The sequence below is a fragment of the Desulfosarcina alkanivorans genome (assembly GCF_009688945.1).
Taxonomy (GTDB): domain Bacteria; phylum Desulfobacterota; class Desulfobacteria; order Desulfobacterales; family Desulfosarcinaceae; genus Desulfosarcina; species Desulfosarcina alkanivorans.
This window is the reverse complement of sequence record NZ_AP021874.1, coordinates 1,086,631-1,101,694: the sequence shown is the minus strand read 5'-3', so window position 1 is coordinate 1,101,694 and position 15,064 is coordinate 1,086,631. Positions and strand designations below refer to the sequence as shown.

The following is a 15,064-nucleotide window of genomic DNA, read 5'->3' as shown; positions in this document are numbered from 1 at the left end:
GTGCATGCGGATATTTTCTAAAAAGAAGACAATTAGGAGTATATGTTGAAACTAATCATTCAGATTCCTTGTTACAATGAAGCGGGGACTTTATCGATCGCATTGGCTGCTTTACCGCGGAAAATTCCCCCTTTCGATATCGTCGAATGGCTCGTTATCGATGACGGTAGCATAGATGACACCGTGCGCATTGCACAGGAAAATGGTGTGGACCATGTGGTGCGTCACACTCACAACCGGGGCTTGGCGCATGCTTTTATGACCGGATTGGATACATGCTTGTGCCTCGGAGCTGATGTGATTGTTAATACAGACGCCGATAATCAGTACAACGCCGACGATATTCCATCACTGGTCACACCCATCCTCGCGCAGAGCGCAGACATCGTTGTTGGTGCCAGGCCTATCGAAACCATCGAACATTTCTCATCGATCAAGAAACTGCTGCAAAAGCTCGGGAGTTTGGTCGTTCGGTTGGCAAGCAAGACAAACACACCAGATGCAACCAGCGGTTTTAGAGCTATCAGCCGTTCCGCTGCACAGAGGATCATGGTTTTCAACGACTACACTTATACATTGGAAACAATAATACAAGCAGGACAGAAAAACATGGCGATCACCTCTGTCCCTATCAGGGTCAATGAAGACTTGCGCCCATCCCGGTTGATGAAAAGTATACCATCATATATCAAACGGAGTATTGTCACCATCATCCGAATTTTTATCATCTACCGACCGTTTCGTTTTTTCGGTACTATCGGTGCCGTGCTTTCAAGTGCGGGTTTCCTGATCGGATTACGTTTTTTGTGGAAATACTTTGGTGGTGAAGGCGAGGGGCATATACAGTCGCTTATCCTGGCTGCTTTATTGATGGGAATGGGCTTCCAGACTATATTGATCGCCTTTGTTGCTGATTTATTAGCGGCGAATCGCAAATTGATCGAGGATGTTCGAGTCAAGACGGCAGTACGATTTCACAACAACAATCTTGATTCTGAGAATCGTAAATGTGACTTTCTACGATTATCGATCGGTGGTATTGAGAGGAGCGAATCAAATCTCACTTCTTAAAGGACCACTCATGAATTTGAAAATTTCAGGCGGAACCAAAGAAAACGGGATCATCGTCGGTAATACGTATGACAAATACAGCTCGAAGAATCCGATCGTAAAAATGATTATGGAAGGATTTGAATCGGCATTATCCGAACTTGTCGCCAAGGTCTCCCCCACCGAAATACATGAAATCGGTTGCGGTGAGGGCTATTGGGTGCTGCGTTGGAGAGAGCAGGGCTTGGTCACACGGGGATGTGATTTCTCTTCCCATGTCATTAAAATTGCCCGTACAAATGCAACGAAACGTGGTTTGTCCGCTTCGTTGTTTAATATTCGTAGCATTTATGATTTGGAGTCAGGGAGAGACAGCTCTGATCTTGTTGTCTGTTGCGAAGTTATCGAACACTTAGAACAACCTGAGGCCGGTCTACAGGCACTCCAGCGAGTGGTTGATCGGCATCTGATTGTGAGTGTGCCTCGTGAACCACTCTGGCGCGGACTCAATATAGCACGAGGGAAATACCTATGGGATTGGGGGAATACACCAGGGCATATTCAGCACTGGTCAAAGGATGGATTTGTGCGACTGGTAGCGAAATACTTCGAGGTAATAGAAGTGAGAAACCCAATACCATGGACCATGTTGCTGTGTCGCTCAAATCACTGACATAATAGTCATGCACCCAATCCTGAAACGTTGTATAGACTGGGGCGGCAGTATCCTGGCTGTTCTGGGACTTATCTTCGTTGCCCTTCAGTTATGTGACTACGGCACCGATATTGATTTCGCCCGTTTTAATTTAACTGCGTGGTCTGTGCTGGGCGGATTTGCCATAATCTATGGCCTTTCCAACTTGATGCTCGCATTGGCCTGGCGGAATTTGTTGGGACAGTTCGGCGCCGGCACTTCTCGCCTCTGGGCGATTAGGACGTACGGCCTTTCTCAAATCGCCAAATATGTACCCGGAAATATTTTTCATCTTGCAGGCCGACAGGCCATTGGAATGAAGGATGGGGTCCGCGCCAGCCCTCTAATAAAATCTGCTGTATGGGAACTGGTTTTAATCTCCTCCACTGCTGTACTATTCATCGTACTGACCCTGCCGCTGATCCATACAAACTTCCCAACGAAAGTAGGCGCCCTTGGTTTTCCAGCGGTGATGGGGATCGCAGCCGCTCTTTTTTGGCGTTTCATCGGGCCACAATTTACTCGTGCGTTTGGCTTATATGTGGTTTTTTTGGCTATCTCGGGATTGTTGTTTTTAGGGATAATTCAACTGATGGTCGTAAGCCCTGGAATTAGCGATGCTCCTTGGTTTTCTTTGTGCGGGGCTTATGTGTTGGCATGGCTGGTGGGTCTGATAACCCCTGGTGCGCCCGCAGGCGTGGGGGTTAGGGAATTGGTGCTTCTGTTTTTACTTAAGGGGATCGTAGGCGAGGCAGATTTATTACTTGCGGTGATATTGGGGCGGGTGATGACGGTGACGGGGGATTTCGTCTTTTTTTTGATAGCTTTGTCGACAAACCGGAATTCTTGATTTCGCTCTCTATAAAGTTCCAGTAAGCCAGTTGTGACCGTATCTGTCACAAGCCGGTGTTATGCTGGCCTCATAACCAACAGAAAGAGGCCGCCATGACAGACTTTACCATTACCGGGGATTTCCCAAAATCTGAGATCGAATTCGATCAACGTTTTTCAAAACCGGAAGCCTGTTTCGGTTATCTGTTCAAGCAAAAATGGCCAGATGGCTTTGTGTGTAAAAAATGTGGCGATAAGCAGTACTGGCTGAGTTCAAGCACTCTGTATATTTGCACGCAATGCGAGCTCCAGCATTCGTTAACGGCCGGAACCATGATGGACAGTTCCAAAACACCAATCATTTATTGGTTCAAAGCCATGTGGTGGTTCACCACCCGGAAATCCGGCATCAACGCGGTGAACCTCAAGGAACTGATAGGCTTTGGCAGTTATCAATCCGCTTGGACCTGGCTTCAAAAGCTCCGTCGTTGTGACATCCGTCATGAGCGTGAAAAGCTATCCGGGCGCGTTGAAGTTGACGAATTTGTCCTCGGCGGTAAACAATCCGGTAAACGGGGCCGCGGGGCTGAAGGCAAAACCATTGTCGCTATTGCCGTTGAACGGTGAAGCATCGAAAAACGAATGGGTCGCATTCGTTTACATGTCGCCTTGGACTGTTCAGGGTATTCGTTGTAGACCTTCATTCTCGACAATATCGAGCCCGGTGCAACCATCGCCACAGATAAATGGCCAAGCTATAACATCATTGATAAAGAGCAGTACCGCCGCGAAACAACAAACCAGAGCAAGAGCAACGATCACGAAAACTAGTGCGGTGTTCACTTGGTGATAACCTTGGTCAAATGACTGATCAGAGGAACCTTTCAGGGATGTTTTGAACCGAAACACCTTCAGAATTATCTGGATGAGTATGTCTTTCGATTCAATCGCCGCAAATCAAGAAACATCGGTAAAAAATTCATGCGTATCGTCCAGCAGGTGGTTCAATCTTCAAGGATCGTTTGGAACACAATCAAATGGGATATGGTCCCCATATCTGAGTACCTTGTTGTCACTTGAGCTTAATAGAGAATCGTATTCTTGAATATACCTTCCCTTTTTTTCATTTACAAACAAGCATTGCGCTGAATTCAAGAGTCTATAAAATTTATGAATAAAGATAAGAATTGGAATACTTGTGAGATACTCTTTGCGATCGCCGCATTTTCTTTTGCACTATCCTTATATGGGGCAATTCCTTTTTTAAAACTTCCAACTCTTGGCCATGTTGTGTGGGCGACGGGATTTTCACAGTCGTTTGCAAACGACTCCGTATTCTCCATTCATGCTCATGACTTTGGGCTTCCCAAGCCCGCGGCCATGGCATTCGGATTAGCAGGTGCCTGGCCGGTTAGTTTGCTGATTCGAATGGGCTTACATCCCAGTGATGCTTATGCTGGAATGGCCGACCTCTGGTTATTGTTGGCTTTCTTCTCTGCTTATCGAATTGCCAGGCGATATGGGTCTTCAAGATTGGCCTCTTTACTCGGAGCCGTAGCTTGGATGAGTATGCCAATTGTCTGGGGAAGTGCCAATCTTACCATGTTTTCAATCGGTGTTGCTTTGTTGCCGTTCTATTTTTTAGCCGCCTTGAAATTATTTTTTAACGACTCTGAAGAAGAACTTTCACCTCCAACAATTGCAATCTATTTTATTGCGGCCTTGATCGCGGTCTTCATGGATGGTTACACGTTCATGATGTTTGCAGCGGGCGTGAGCATTCTATTTGTATACGCGGTGATAACTTATCCAGAAAAGCAAAAAACCATTTTGCGAGTTGCATTTTTGGTTCACATTGTCAGTTTTACGATAGCGTATTTTCTTTATAGTTCATATATCGGCAAATCAAATTTTTATCCACAATCAATTGATATTTTCAGGGGATGGGGCCTTGACTTGTCCTTTCTTGCAATTCCGACCAAAGGCATTCACTGGTTGCCGGATATCATTGGCATGAGCATAAAACGCAGCAATACGGTTTATTTTGGTGATTCGACAGTATGGATCACTACTTTTTCACTCCCTGTAATACTGGCTGGGCTTATCGCTTGGAAGAGCGTCAGAAGGCAGACTAAAACTGCCACAGGTATCCTACTGGTCGCGCTGTTTGGCTTCTACATGGCACTCGGGCCTTCGTTAAAAATAAATTCTACCAAACCAGAGTCTCTTCAACTAACGCATCCTAAAGAGAAAAGTGTTTTAATGTCGGCCGAACATGCTGTCATGCCCACCGGAAATGAATGGATTTCTAAAAGATTACCGGGTTTTAATGTAATGCGAGCATCCTACCGTTGGTCCGCGCTAGGCGTTTTTGCTCTCTGGCTCTTGGTTATGCTCCGAATGGCCGATAGCGCACGGAGGAAACATGGAGTTGGCTTATGGTTGTCGACCTTGGTAGTTCTGATCGTACTAAACATACCGAATTTATCGTATAGCTGGCAACATGGAATTTCTATGAGAAATATGTTTCATGAAATTGACAGGGATCTTGTTTCGAAACTTCGACAACACATAAAAAAAGATGAAACAGTTGTTTTTTTACCTTGGGGCAATGATTTTATCGCAAACTATCTGGCTCCAAGAACAGGATTCTTTACGTTCAATATCGGTGGTGATAAGAATCTACTAGAAGCACAAAAGAATTGGCCACAGGATATGATAGCGGTGAGGGGTGAAATCGATACTGATAAAATCCCTACGATACTAAAAATGCTACTTGAGAGGACTACTGATGTTGTTGTCTTTCCTTATTTTGACATGCTTTGGGCTTCCCACCACTGGCCTTGTCATTTAGGGACAGACTGTTTAACAAAACAGAAAGAAAAACTATCTGGTGTCATCGATGCTGTAAAAAATTCACCCTATTTTAGTGTGGATGATTCGAATTTATTCACATTGATCCGGCTGAGTTCGGAATACGCAGAAGACTCGACGCGTAAGGCTGTTTTAGACACCTTATTTGACAAGATTTGTTATCCGATAGTTTTTAATTCCGTTCATAAAGAGAGTTCATTACTCCTTCGAAAAGGATGGCACGGTTTAGAGACTAATCACGTTTGGTCTAAAGCAGATTCAAAGGTAACGCTACCTATCCCTAAAGATTGTGAGACCAAAAATTGCAATGCATTAATCAAGTTTAATGTCTTCGGTGCCAGCAAAAACCGACCAGTATCCATCAAATTTAGTAGCATTGAATTAAGCGGTAGTTGGAATAAAACGATTGTGGCAAATTCTTTCGGCACCCATAAAGTATCTGTACCGCTAAATAATGAGTTGTTGACCCAAGAGATTTCCATCTCGGTTCCAAATGCTACATCACCTTATAAACTATCAGGTTCACGAGATTGGCGAACATTGGGCATAATGCTTAAAAGGATTGATCTGGTTTCTAAGTGACAAAGCTAAATTATGGCCATAGTCTCAGTGTTTCTTATAGACAATGCCCATCTTTATCATCAGCAATGCAAAAGGCACAACTGGTTATCATAGATTGGCTGTGATTCGGCACATGCATATTGGTTTTGACATTTCCCAAACAGGCCCCACCAAAGCCGGTTGCGGATATTTTGCCCATGCGTTGTTAAAAGCCATGCTCGAACTTTTTCCGGAGCATCGTTATTCGCTTTTTCCAAGCTTTGGTGATTTTTATTTTGATATATTTATGCCTATCCTTAAACCTTATAAGGGTAGGGGCGTACGATACGGGCCCAGGCATTTTTCGCGAGAAACCGCGCGTGTATTCTGGACGGGATTTGACACAGAGGCCGCTATAGGAAAACCGGATATAATTCATTCCAACAACTTTTGGTGCCCCGTTCAGCTAACATCAAGTCGTTTAATATACACTTTCTATGACATGGGTTTTATTATAAATTCATCTTGGACAACCGAGGCCAATCGGTTGGGTTGTTTCGATGGCGTCTTCCGCTCGGCGATTGCTGCCGATTGGGTAGTAGCTATTTCGGAGGCTACGCGAGCGCATTATCTAAAACTGTTCCCACACTTTCCGAAGGAACGCATTCGTGTGATTTACCCATGTTCACGCTTTGCGGATTCCAATGCTAAAGGAAAACGCCCAAAGGCACTCGATAATGTTGTTTCGGGCGGTTTTTGGCTCAATGTCGGCACTATAGAACCCCGAAAAAACCAGCGATTCCTGACCGAAGCCTACGCGCGCTATCTCACACGTGGTGGCAAAACTTATCCATTAGTGCTGGCAGGGGGAAAAGGCTGGTTGATGGAAGATTTTCAACAACATCTTCAATACCTGGGTATTTCAGATCATGTAATAATGACGGGTTATATATCGGACGAGGAATTGATCTGGTTGTATCGTAATTGTTACGCCAACCTTTACCCATCACTTTTTGAAGGATTTGGCCTTCCTGTCCTTGAGGGAATGCAGTTTGGCGCAGCAACAATTGCATCAAACACATCTTCCATTCCTGAGGTGGCCGGTAACGCGGCCATTTTGCTCGATCCGGAAAATACAGACGCATGGATTCAGGCGATGTTGAATTTGTCTGCCCAAACGGAAACGTGTTGTGGAATGCGAACTGCTTCTCGAGAACGGTCGGCACTGTTTGACTGGAAACACAGCGCTGGATCGCTTCTGGCACTTTATGAGGAGGCCGTTGCTTCTCCCAAACGGATTACTCGGATTGACAAGAAGGGAAAACATGATTGACAAGAAAACCAAAATATATATTGCCGGGCATCGGGGCATGGTCGGGTCAGCGATATGTCGTCAACTGTCTTCCGCAGGTTATTCGAATCTGCTGACACGAACTCACGCAGAATTAGATCTTACTGACCAAAGTGCGGTTAACGAATTCTTAAAAACAGAAAAACCGGGATACATTTTTCTCTCCGCCGCCAAAGTTGGCGGCATCCATGCTAACAATACCTATCGGGCTGAGTTTATTTATCAAAATTTAATGATTGAGTTGAACCTTATTCACGCCGCATGGCAGGCGGGCGTTAAAAGAATTTTGTTTCTCGGTTCCAGTTGCATTTATCCCCGTGATTGTCCCCAACCGATCAAAGAGGAATATTTGCTGACCGGTCCGCTGGAGCAAACTAACGAACCATACGCCATCGCTAAAATTGCCGGAATTAAAATGTGTGAAAGTTATAATCGCCAGTACGGTACCCAGTACGTTTCGGTTATGCCGACCAATCTATTCGGCCCTGATGACAATTATGACCTGGAGAACAGCCATGTTCTACCGGCGCTGATTCGCAAAGCGCATGAAGCCAAGATCAGAGGTGATAAAGAAGTGGTTGTTTGGGGATCCGGTAAACCGATGCGTGAGTTTTTATACGTTGACGATATGGCAAATGCCTGCATTTTTCTCATGGAATTGGATATTTCTGACGGGATCTACAATATCGGAACGGGTGAAGATATAACCATCGGTGAATTGGCACAGTCCGTAATTGATGTCGTAGGTTTCAATGGTGATGTCGCTTTTGATACAGATAAGCCGGATGGCACGCCACGCAAACTTTTAAACATTGACAGAATGCGGGCGTTGGGTTGGAAACCGCAAACGTCTCTTCGCAATGGCATCGCGATGGCCTATGCCGATTTCCTCAGCAAGGAGGTTGGTTAGCCATGCCGAACTCGCTGGTGACGATCGCGGTACCTTCTTTTAACCAAGGAGAATTCTTGGATGATGCGCTGGCCTCGATATTTAAGCAGAACGTACCTGTTGAAGTATTTGTGATAGACGGTGGGTCGTCTGATGACTCCATAAAGGTAATTCGAAAATGGGAGCATCGACTGCATGGCTGGCGCAGCCATATCGATAACGGGCAGGCTGCGGCAATTAATGAAGGCATCGCTAGGGGCCATGCGCGTTACGTGTGCTGGTTGAATAGTGATGATTGGCTGTTGCCGAACGGCTTATCCAAATTGGTGAAAGAGTTGGAAAGGCACGCTGAGGCACCTGCAGTTTACGGTCGTTCATGGAACGTCCGAAAAAAAAGTGAGAAGCGCTATCCTGTATGGGTAGAGCCTTTCAATGAACATCGTCTGGCCTTACGCTGCATCGTTTCCCAGCCGGCAACACTGATTCGACGGTCAGCGTGGGAAGATGTGGGGGGGCTTGACGAAGACCTGTTTATGGCGATGGATTACGACTTGTGGTGGAGGCTGTACAAGCGGTTGGGAAAATTGCAGTTTTTCGATGATTATGTTGCGGTCAATCGCGACCATATTTTTACCAAGACCAAAAACCATCGACGACAGCACTATCAGGAGGCAATACAGGTGGTGCGCAAGCATTATGGTCGCGTGCCAATAAAGTGGTGGTTGGCCCAACCCTATGCGGTATGGTTCAAAGCGATGTGTAAAAGGAGCTTAATGCACTATCAATGATAAAAAAGGGAAAAGATTGAAATGCCATATGGAAACTGAAAAAAAAGCATATTCCAACAAAAAGGCTATGATCATAGGTGTTTCCGGCCAAGATGGATCGTATCTGGCCAAATTGTTATTAGAAAAAGGGTATGAGGTCTGGGGCACTTCACGTGACGCACAAATCTCATCCTTCCATAACCTTCATCAATTGGGGATTCGAGACCAAGTTAGCGTAGCGTCCATGACGCTGAATGATTTCAGAAGTGTAATCCAGGTCTTAAGCAGAATATCGCCTGAAGAGATATATAATCTGGCCGGCCAGACATCCGTGGGCCTGTCATTTGAACAACCGATGGAAACATTTGAAAGCATTACCATCGGGACCTTGAACCTCTTGGAGGCATTGCGATTCCTGAAATTGCCGGCCAAGCTGTATAATGCATCGTCCAGTGAATGTTTCGGCAATACCAATGGCGATGCGGCAACGGAAACCACGCCTTTTCGACCCCGCAGCCCTTATGCGGCGGCCAAAGCCGCTGCATTCTGGCAGACGGCTAATTACCGGGAGGCGTATGGGATCTTTACCTGTTCGGGGATCCTCTTTAACCATGAATCTCCCTTGCGGCCGAAGCGATTCGTCACCCAAAAGATTGTTAAAGCTGCCGTTGACATCGCCGCCGGGCGCTGTTCTGAACTCAAACTCGGGAATATCGATATCGCAAGAGATTGGGGCTGGGCGCCGGAATATGTGAAGGCCATGTGGCTGATGCTGCAACGGGATGAACCGGAAGACTATATCGTGGCCACCGGCAAAACGTATGCCCTGCGTGAATTTGTGCAGGCAGTTTTTGAGCATCTCAACCTTGACTGGGAACGGTATACTTCAAATGATAACAAACTTCTACGACCTACTGATATCCTCATAAGCCGGGCAAAACCGTCAAAGGTAGATAGTTTTCTTGGTTGGCGGGCGAGTTATGACATGTGCGATGTTGCGCGGATGATGGTGGATGCTGAATTGTCCATGCAGGATTAATAGATAAAGCTAAGTGCCTTTCAACGTTGAATACATCGACCACCTCTACCACCCCCCTCCCCGCGAAAAAACCCATAAATTTCTCTGCATCAACAGGATGTTGAAAAATGTCATGAGCGCAGGGCAGACAAGGAAAAAGTCGGCGAGAAAGCGCAGTTTATTAGTGCCTAAAATACGCGATTTTCATAAAAAAAGAGTCCTTTAAAATTGGATAACGTGTTATAATGCTTGTTAAAAACCGCCAAGTTTACAACAAGCGTAAACACACCCAATAGGTAAAGGACTCTATGAGCAAGCATAGCAAAAACTACCGACAAAATGAACTCAAAATTCGACGCATCGAAACGACTTCCGACCGGTTGACCGGAAGAGCCGGGCTGGCCCTGTTCGTGGCGTATATGCACGGCATTCAAGTTTTTGGCTGGTTCGACCGCTGGTTCGGATCCATCCGAAAAAACCGAAAAGGAATTGAGATTACAGAGCTTTTCAAACAAGTTCTCTGCTTTTTTGCCGATGGAACCAGTCGGCGCCTGGCATACTTCGACCAGATTTCCCGTGATGAAGGCTATGCCGGCAGCATTGAGACGCCAATCGAAGACATGGCCTCTTCTCATCAAATCAAACGCTTTTTCAAAGCATTCGCCTGGACGCGCGTCTTTTTGTTCCGCCGCCTTTTGCAGACCCTTTTCATCTGGCGTCTGCGGATTACGCAACCCGATGTGATCGAATTGGGTATCGATACGATGGTCATGGACAATGACGATGCAAAATGCCGGCACGGCGTGAAGCCCACATACAAGAAGAAAAAGGGCTTTCAACCCCTGCAGATGAATTGGGGGCGCTTCATTGTCGATGCGGTGTTTCGTAGTGGGGACAAACATTCCAATCACGGCGATACGGTCCTGAATATGATCCGGCACATGGTTCTTAAAATCAGATGCGAATACCGTGGGGATGTGCCGATTATCATCCGCATGGACAGCGGGTTTTTCGACCAGAAAATCTTCGAGATTTGCGAAACGCTTCATGTCGGTTATGCCTGCGGCGGCAAGGTGTATAAAGACATCAAGCATATGGCGGACAACTGGGATTCGTCCAAGTGGAAACGGTTCGAATCCGGCAAGAAGAAAGCCTGGCAATATGCCGAGTTCGGTTGCCGGCAAGGCAACTGGAAACGGTTCCGCCGCGCGATTTTTTGTCGGTTGATGCACGATGACAGCAAACAGCTTTACCTTCCCGGCTTTCGCCCTGATACCGTCATTATCACCAACATCGGTCAAGGCCAGGCGATCGACGGTATGCTGGAAAAAGCTGGGGCGGTGGAATATCTGACCACCAATGGGCTCGTCGCCTGCTATCATGAACGCGGCAGCGACGAATTGGCCAACCGGGCGTTGAAGGATTTCGGTCACGAACAACTGCCTTTCAAACGATTCGCTCCCAATGCAGCCTGGTACTATATGATGCTGGTCGGTCATTTTCTGCTCGAATCGTTTAAACAAGATGTCAGTGCGCCGGTATTATCGATCGGTTCCTATGCCTCCACGGTGCGCAGACGGCTGATCGATATCGCCGGCAAGATTGTATCCCACAGTGGAGAAACGATTTTGAAGGTATCCAAGGCCTGTGCGGCAAGCCTCCGCTTGCCGGACCTGTTCGAACGGTGCCGCACAGCGCCGGTTATCGCATAACCGGCAGGAAAACAAAATTCGGAGTAAAACCGGCGGAGGGGTGCGCGTAAAAGCAGAGAAATGTGAACATATGCCTGAAATAAACTCGGTCAGGACGGCTTGTCCGGAGAAATAGTCTCAAATTCTCAGCCGATTCCGCTTTTTCTACCGTGTTTTACCAGGATACTTCTGTTCAAAACCAAAATCGCCTCGTTTAGGTAGTGATAAGTGAGCATTTTGAGATGAATTTTAACACCGTATTGACAAGTGCAATAGTTTTTCAACATCCTGTTAAAGCGGTCTTACCGATTTGACCAACCTCATCCACATTTTTTGGTTCTTCGATCCATAAGGAGAAAAACGGGATAAACGATGTCAATGTGCGTGGTTCGGGTAAAATAATTATCAGGAACAAAGGCCGGGATTCTGATTGAGTTGGCTGAATCGTGCTGATGATAGAATAGTTCCACGTTTGGTAATCACCGATGAAGTAGATGCGGTCCTGAAGGACGTTTGCATAGAAATTTCCAAGCGGTTTGAAATACGGTTTCTGGGAATTGGCACAGAAGGGGATCACGTCCATTTTTTAATCCAATCTGTACCAACCTATAGTCCGACGAAAATAGTGACGAAGATCAAAAGAATTATCGCCTGGGAGATATTTCAGCCGTTTCATTTGTGAAAGAGCAATTATGGGGTGGCGAGTTTTGGACAGACGGCTATTTTGTATCGACAGTTGGTGAACATGCTGATGAAGATGTAATCCGTCAATATATCCAAAGGCATGGTAAACACGGCCCCTATAAGCAATTACACAAACAAAAATTGGTGCATAAACAACTGGAGCTTTTCTGACTCCCGATACCCCGTTGCTTGCGGCGGGGTAGTTCATTGACTAATTTTGAGAAAAATCATTTGATTCGATATAATCCATCAAAGCTGTCCAAGATAATCAGATTTCTGAAATCACTCTTTGATATTTCAATCGTTTAAGTTACCAAGGACCCAAATTTCAGGATCAGGTTTCCGTTTTCAATTGGTGCTGTCCAATTCCCTTAAACGGAAGCAGATATTGGACAGGCTCAGCCTTTACGGGGAGGACATCAAAGGGTCTATCAATCCACTCCCATAAATTCCTGTAAGTAAAAAGATTCCATCTGAGAAAAGCCACCAGATTTGACAACGACCAATTGAATCGGGACTTAAACTTCAGGTACTTGATTAGCAGCATGGCGATCAATGCTGTACAAATTTGGATATACAGCGCGTTCTCGCTGGTTCCGACAAAGGTTTTCACATTCAGGTGCTGTTTGAGTGCCTTGAAGAACGACTCTATTTGCCGGATCAGTTCGTCGGCCAGGATATTTCGATTGAAAGGGGTCTATCGTTCTTCAAGCACGGTGTAATCGGCGTTGTTCTTTAGGCGGGTGACAAAGTAGATCCGATTTTCTGTCCAGTACGCATATAGTCGATAATCGTTGTATCCCCGATCCATGGCAACGATTGAATACGGTGCCAGAGCGATTTACGGGCGATGGTGACATCATGCTTTTTGCCGTTGGAAATATAGGCATAGGTCGGCAGATACCCGTCATGATCCAATGGCAGGTGAAGCTTGACGGCTTCTTTGGCCCGGCGGAACTTGGCCCAGGGAAAAAGTGAAAGACACAGTGAGATAGTCGAACTGTCCAGCGACAGCAGTTTGTTTTTGAACCGGAACCGGTGTTTGCCCGGACCAGCCATCTTGCACACGGCAAGCGTCTGATAAAACAGATCGCGATACATCTGCCAGGGACGATGGGCATTGGCATAGGACAGCGTGGAATTGTTAGGGGCCTTTTTCACCCCCAGGTGACGAAGTTTTCCAAGGCAACAGGACAATCCGCCACAGATTTCACGTAGACTCTTTGCTTGAGCGAGTTGACAGAAAAGCATGGCTACATAATGATCCCAGTTGCCGAAGCCTTTGGCGTACCGCTCGGCTTGATGGCGGAAAACCAGATTGAAAAAGTGACCTCGATGAAACAAAGCAACCAGTTGACTGAACAAGCTTGCATGGCGTACCATCTGTTTGCCTCCTTTGTTTGGCTAACGGTTTCTTTTGGCGATTAAACCATGCCTTACTGGGAGGTTTTTCTTCAAGTGCTCATCGAACTACTTCCATTCAAATCTGTTTTTGGACAAATGTGATAATCCATAAGGTGTATCTTTTTGAAAATTCTACATGTTTATAAAGACTATTATCCTCCTGTAAAAGGTGGGATCGAATGTCACCTGAATCTCCTGTTAAACGGTTTGAAAGGCAAAGGGGTGGATGTTCAAGTGCTGGTGGCAAACACCAGTCACCGTAGCCAGGTAGAAAAACATAATGGCATCACCGTCTCCAAGGCGCCTCAGTTGGGACGATTTTACTCCGCCCCGCTGACGCCGACATTTTATTGCCATTTGAATCGGTTAGGCCAGGCTGCGGACATCATCCATTTCCACCATCCTAACCCAACCGCTGAATTTTCATATTTTTTCAGCAATTTAAAAAAGAAGCTGGTTGTCACGTATCACAGCGACATCATCCGGCAGGATAAACTGGGCAAGCTCTATTCGCCGTTCAGAAAACGCTTTCTGGAGGCGGCGGACAGGATCATTGCAACATCACCAGACTATATTCAAACATCGAAGGTCCTCAACGCTTTTAAAGATAAGTGTACCGTCATTCCTTTGGGGATCGATGTAAAGCGATTTTCAGCCAATAGTGATGGCCCGAGGATAGAAAAGATTAAAAATGAAAATGGGAACATTCCCCTGATTTTATTTGTCGGCCGGTTTCGTCATTACAAAGGCCTGCATTACCTGATTCCTGCGATGGAAAAGGTGAAGGCAAGACTTCTTTTGATCGGCGTCGGACCTGAAGAACAGCGCCTGCGAAGCCTTGTTGCAACCCATCATTTAGACGACAAAATCCATTTTTTGGGTGAACTGACAGACGAAGCGGTCAATGCATACTACAAGGCCTGTGATGTTTTTGTATTGCCCTCTCATCTCAGGAGTGAGGCGTTCGGAATGGTGCAGGTTGAAGCCATGTGTTGCGGTAAACCGGTAATCTGTGCTGAATTAGGAACAGGGACGAGCTTTGTTAATATTAACCAACAGACGGGAATAACAATCCAGCCCGATAATGTAACTGCATTGTCTGACGCCATTAACTATCTTGTCAATAATCCTGAAATGCGCGTTCGCTTAGGTTCTTGTGGCTGCACAAGAGTGAAAGAAATGTTTTCGGCAGAAAAAATGGTTCGAAAGACACTGGAATTATACAAAGACGTTCTAAAGCTAAATGACCACTGATGGCCCTGTTCGATCAA

General features: G+C 46.0%; 15 protein-coding genes. 13 read left to right on the top strand and 2 right to left on the bottom strand.

Annotated features, from left to right (window positions below):
* Positions 1–42 precede the first annotated feature (42 nt).
* The 10 genes from DSCA_RS04855 (at position 43) to DSCA_RS04810 (ending at position 11,726) form a co-directional block, all read left to right on the top strand.
* Positions 43–1,071 carry a glycosyltransferase family 2 protein gene (locus DSCA_RS04855; RefSeq protein WP_197904746.1) on the top strand — a complete coding sequence of 343 codons (1,029 nt, stop codon included), beginning with the start codon at positions 43–45 and terminating at the stop codon, positions 1,069–1,071.
* Positions 1,072–1,081: 10 nt separating this feature from the next.
* Positions 1,082–1,723: a class I SAM-dependent methyltransferase gene (locus DSCA_RS04850; protein WP_197904745.1), complete on the top strand. Its 642-nt coding sequence runs from the start codon at positions 1,082–1,084 to the stop codon at positions 1,721–1,723.
* Between the two features lie 10 nt (positions 1,724–1,733).
* Positions 1,734–2,594 carry a hypothetical protein gene (locus DSCA_RS04845; RefSeq protein WP_155315355.1) on the top strand — a complete coding sequence of 287 codons (861 nt, stop codon included), beginning with the start codon at positions 1,734–1,736 and terminating at the stop codon, positions 2,592–2,594.
* 95 nt (positions 2,595–2,689) lie between these two features.
* The gene (locus DSCA_RS04840; protein ID WP_155315354.1) at positions 2,690–3,202 is read left to right on the top strand and encodes an IS1595 family transposase; all 513 of its coding nucleotides are present in this window, start codon (positions 2,690–2,692) and stop codon (positions 3,200–3,202) included.
* Between the two features lie 543 nt (positions 3,203–3,745).
* Entirely contained in the window at positions 3,746–6,031 is a 2,286-nt protein-coding gene (locus DSCA_RS04835) for a hypothetical protein (protein WP_155315353.1), read from the top strand.
* A 43-nt stretch (positions 6,032–6,074) separates the two neighbouring features.
* Entirely contained in the window at positions 6,075–7,322 is a 1,248-nt protein-coding gene (locus DSCA_RS04830) for a glycosyltransferase family 4 protein (protein ID WP_197904744.1), read from the top strand.
* On the top strand, positions 7,315–8,250 hold the full coding sequence (gene fcl / locus DSCA_RS04825) for a GDP-L-fucose synthase (protein ID WP_167527605.1): 936 nt from the start codon (positions 7,315–7,317) through the stop codon (positions 8,248–8,250). Before DSCA_RS04830 ends, fcl begins: the two co-directional genes overlap by 8 nt.
* A 2-nt stretch (positions 8,251–8,252) precedes the next feature.
* Positions 8,253–9,017, top strand: a complete 765-nt coding sequence (locus tag DSCA_RS04820) for a glycosyltransferase family 2 protein (protein WP_155315352.1) — start codon at positions 8,253–8,255, stop codon at positions 9,015–9,017.
* 28 nt (positions 9,018–9,045) lie between these two features.
* Entirely contained in the window at positions 9,046–10,035 is a 990-nt protein-coding gene (locus DSCA_RS04815; RefSeq protein WP_155315351.1) for a GDP-mannose 4,6-dehydratase, read from the top strand.
* A gap of 287 nt (positions 10,036–10,322) precedes the next feature.
* On the top strand, positions 10,323–11,726 hold the full coding sequence (locus DSCA_RS04810) for an IS1380 family transposase (protein WP_155315350.1): 1,404 nt from the start codon (positions 10,323–10,325) through the stop codon (positions 11,724–11,726).
* 259 nt (positions 11,727–11,985) lie between these two features.
* Here the strand turns inward: DSCA_RS04810 and DSCA_RS32410 are convergent, their stop codons facing one another.
* Positions 11,986–12,288, bottom strand: coding sequence for a hypothetical protein (locus tag DSCA_RS32410; protein WP_231716591.1), 303 nt, complete (start codon positions 12,286–12,288; stop codon positions 11,986–11,988).
* Here DSCA_RS32410 and DSCA_RS33125 point away from each other — a divergent pair.
* Both DSCA_RS33125 and DSCA_RS32880 read left to right on the top strand, forming a co-directional pair.
* Positions 12,208–12,387 carry a transposase gene (locus DSCA_RS33125; RefSeq protein WP_407924270.1) on the top strand — a complete coding sequence of 60 codons (180 nt, stop codon included), beginning with the start codon at positions 12,208–12,210 and terminating at the stop codon, positions 12,385–12,387. The two genes, DSCA_RS32410 and DSCA_RS33125, sit on opposite strands and share 81 nt — an antisense overlap.
* Entirely contained in the window at positions 12,384–12,560 is a 177-nt protein-coding gene (locus DSCA_RS32880) for a transposase (RefSeq protein WP_197904742.1), read from the top strand. Before DSCA_RS33125 ends, DSCA_RS32880 begins: the two co-directional genes overlap by 4 nt.
* Before the next feature lie 564 nt (positions 12,561–13,124).
* Here the strand turns inward: DSCA_RS32880 and DSCA_RS32400 are convergent.
* Positions 13,125–13,772 (bottom strand): DUF4372 domain-containing protein, encoded by a 648-nt coding sequence (locus tag DSCA_RS32400; RefSeq protein ID WP_155315349.1) that lies wholly within the window; start codon positions 13,770–13,772, stop codon positions 13,125–13,127.
* Between the two features lie 144 nt (positions 13,773–13,916).
* On the opposite strand from DSCA_RS32400, the gene DSCA_RS04795 reads away from it, so the two are divergent.
* Positions 13,917–15,047 carry a glycosyltransferase gene (locus tag DSCA_RS04795; RefSeq protein WP_167527604.1) on the top strand — a complete coding sequence of 377 codons (1,131 nt, stop codon included), beginning with the start codon at positions 13,917–13,919 and terminating at the stop codon, positions 15,045–15,047.
* Positions 15,048–15,064 lie beyond the last annotated feature (17 nt).